The 2,510-nt window shown below is 74.2% G+C and carries 3 protein-coding genes; all 3 read right to left on the bottom strand.

The annotated features are described in order from the left end of the window. Window positions 1–686, bottom strand: a 686-nt coding sequence (locus K6U79_11535) for a hypothetical protein (GenBank protein MCL6522985.1), incomplete at its 3' end; no start/stop codon positions are given. Beyond that, window positions 638–1,723 carry a hypothetical protein gene (locus tag K6U79_11530; GenBank protein ID MCL6522984.1) on the bottom strand — a complete coding sequence of 362 codons (1,086 nt, stop codon included), beginning with the start codon at window positions 1,721–1,723 and terminating at the stop codon, window positions 638–640. The genes K6U79_11530 and K6U79_11535, both read right to left, overlap by 49 nt. A 210-nt stretch (window positions 1,724–1,933) precedes the next feature. Then, window positions 1,934–2,510 (bottom strand): transposase (locus K6U79_11525; protein ID MCL6522983.1); only part of this gene is annotated, 577 nt, incomplete at its 5' end.

Below are 2,510 nucleotides of genomic sequence, written 5' to 3'. Positions count from 1 at the left end.
AGCGCCTCGACGAAGGCGGCGGGCGCCAGCGGGTCGTTCCCGTTGGGCGAAGGAAGCCCCCAGAGCATGTTCCGCGTCGGCGCCCAGGCGGTGGCGCCGCCGCCCAGCCACCAGCGGTACCCGCCGCCCGCCGCGGAGGAGCCACCCCCGCCCAGCCGCGCGGCCACCTCCCGGACCAGCGCCGGCTCCCTCGGCTCGGCGTAGAGGCTCCACCAGAGGAAGCGGTCCTGCATATACTCCCCCGCCAGCGCCGCCAGCACCACCGCGCCCAGCGCCACCGCCCGCGCCCGCCGTCCCCCGCGGCGCGCGCCCAGGAGGAGCGCCGCCGCGGCCAGCCCGGCCAGGAACGTGGGCAGGAGGAGCGGGAAGCTGCCGGGCCGGAGCGTGGCCAGCGCCCGCGCCAGGCGCTCTCCGGCGAGCGCCGCCGTCTCGCCGGGCAGCGCGCGGCCGGCGGCGATCCAGGCGCGCTCGGCGAAGGCCGCCAGCCAGCCGAGCGCCGCCAGGCCCAGCGCCAGGGCCCCGGCGCGGCGCCAGAGCGCGCCGCCCGGGCCCTCCCCCCGCGAGCCGCCCTCGGGGGCCCGGGCCAGCCGGTCGACGGCCAGGCCGCCCAGCATGGCCAGCGAGAGGTCGACCAGCATCATGTACCGCGCCGGGACGCGGAAGAGGCCCAGCCCCGGCAGCCGCACCAGCCAGCGGTAGAGCGGCTCGTAGCCGCCCAGCGCCAGGATCGCCCCGGCGGCCCCAGGAGGAGCCAGGGAAGCCGCCCTGGCGCCTCCCGGCCGCCGCGCCGCCCGCCAGGCAGGAGGAGGCCTGCCGCCGCCAGCGCGGCGCCCACCATCCCCGTACCGAAGGCCAGCTCGTTGGGGTCGAAGCTGCCCCAGTAGGCGGTGGCGAAGGCCGGCCACTGCGCCCGCCAGCCGCCGAAGAGGCCGGGGAAGAGCGCGCGCAGGAGCATGTAGGGCGGATAGCTGCCGTAGACCAGGAAGTCGTACCCTACCGCGGCGCGGACCGACTGCAGCCGCGCTTCCTCCGCCGCCGCCAGGAGCGGCGCGCCCCACCCCAGCACCAGCCCGGCCGCCAGGAGGAGGAGCGCCCCGCGGCGGAGCTGCACGCGCCAGCCGGCCCGCCCCGCCCTCGCCAGCAGGTAGAGGAGGAGCGCCAGGAGCTCGTAGACGAAGGTCTGCGGGTGGCCAGCCAGCCAGGCCAGCGCCACGAAGAGCGCCAGGACGACGGCCCGGCCCGCCGACGGCCGGCGCAGGAGGCGCTCGCCCGCCCAGAGGATGCCGGGCAGCCAGGCCGCCGTCGTGATCACGTTCAGGTGGCCGACCTGCCCCCAGAGCCAGCCCGAACCCGACCAGAGGAGGCCGGCCGCCAGCGCCCCCGCCCGTCCCGCGCCCAGCTCGCGCGTCAGCAGCCAGGCCAGCAGCCCCGTCCCGGCCAGGTGGAGGTAAAGGACCCAGTCGTAGGCCGCGCCCGGCGGGAAAAGTAGGAAGGGAAAGAGCCCCGGCGCGTAGAGGTCGCCCGCCTGGAGCGCGCCCAGCTGCGGGAAGCCGCCGTAGACCAGCGGGTTCCAGAACGGCACGTGGCCGCTCCGCCAGACGGCGGCGGAGAAGGCGCGTAGGCCGAGCATGTAGCCTTGGCCGTCGCCGACGGCCAGACTACGGCCGGTCAGAAAGGCGCAGGCGCCGATGAGTAGCGGCCATCCCGGTAGTCCGAAAACCACCGTGGGCCCGGAAAGTGGAAGTCGCCTGTCCCGTACGCGTCTCATCAACCGTCTCCTAGCAGCGTGAGCGAGTAACGCCCTGGAAAGAGTGAATGAATCGTGCAGCGTGGTAGGAGAGGTTAGACGATTGCACGATCCCGAGCAGCCGGTCGAAGAGTGAGGGGTAACTGGGCGAGCGACAGAGCCCGGACCCGGCTCCGTGCGCCGTCTTCAGGCCACCGCTCCGGCTGGGCACAGTTTCTTCCTCCTTCCCCGGAAGGTGAAGAAGAGCTTCCTCAGGTTGTACGTCAGGAAGACGAGGAACGTCTCCGCCCGGGCTCCCCGGAGACCCCGGAGGAGGAAGCGCCGGAAGCCCTGCTGCTCCTTGACCTGCCCGAAGACCGGCTCGATCGTCTCCTGCCGGAGCTTGTAGACCGCGCGCCCCGCCTTGGTCTCCAGCCTCCTGCGCATGCGGTCGCGGCGGCTCATGCCCTTGGGGATGCGGCCTCTGGGCGAAGGACCCGGGTGGCGCCACTGCCTGTGGGTCACCTTCTCCGGCGGGATGAGCGCCGAGATGCCCTTTTGCTCGAGCACCTCGAGGTTCGTCTCCGAGTAGTACCCCGCGTCGGCCAGGAGCTCCTTCGGGAGCCGGCTCACGTTCCGCTCGATCGCCCCCACCATGGCCGGGAGGTGCGGCGAATCCGCCGCCTGGTTGGTCGCCTCGACCGCCACCACGATGCCCGAGTCCGTGTCGACCACCGCCTGGACGTTGTAGGCCTGGAGGAACCCCTTGGGGTTGTTGCCGCCC

This window comes from Bacillota bacterium (assembly GCA_023511835.1).
Lineage (GTDB): Bacteria > Bacillota > Sulfobacillia > JAIMAT01 > JAIMAT01 > JAIMAT01.
This window is presented reverse-complemented; position numbering and strand designations above follow the sequence as displayed.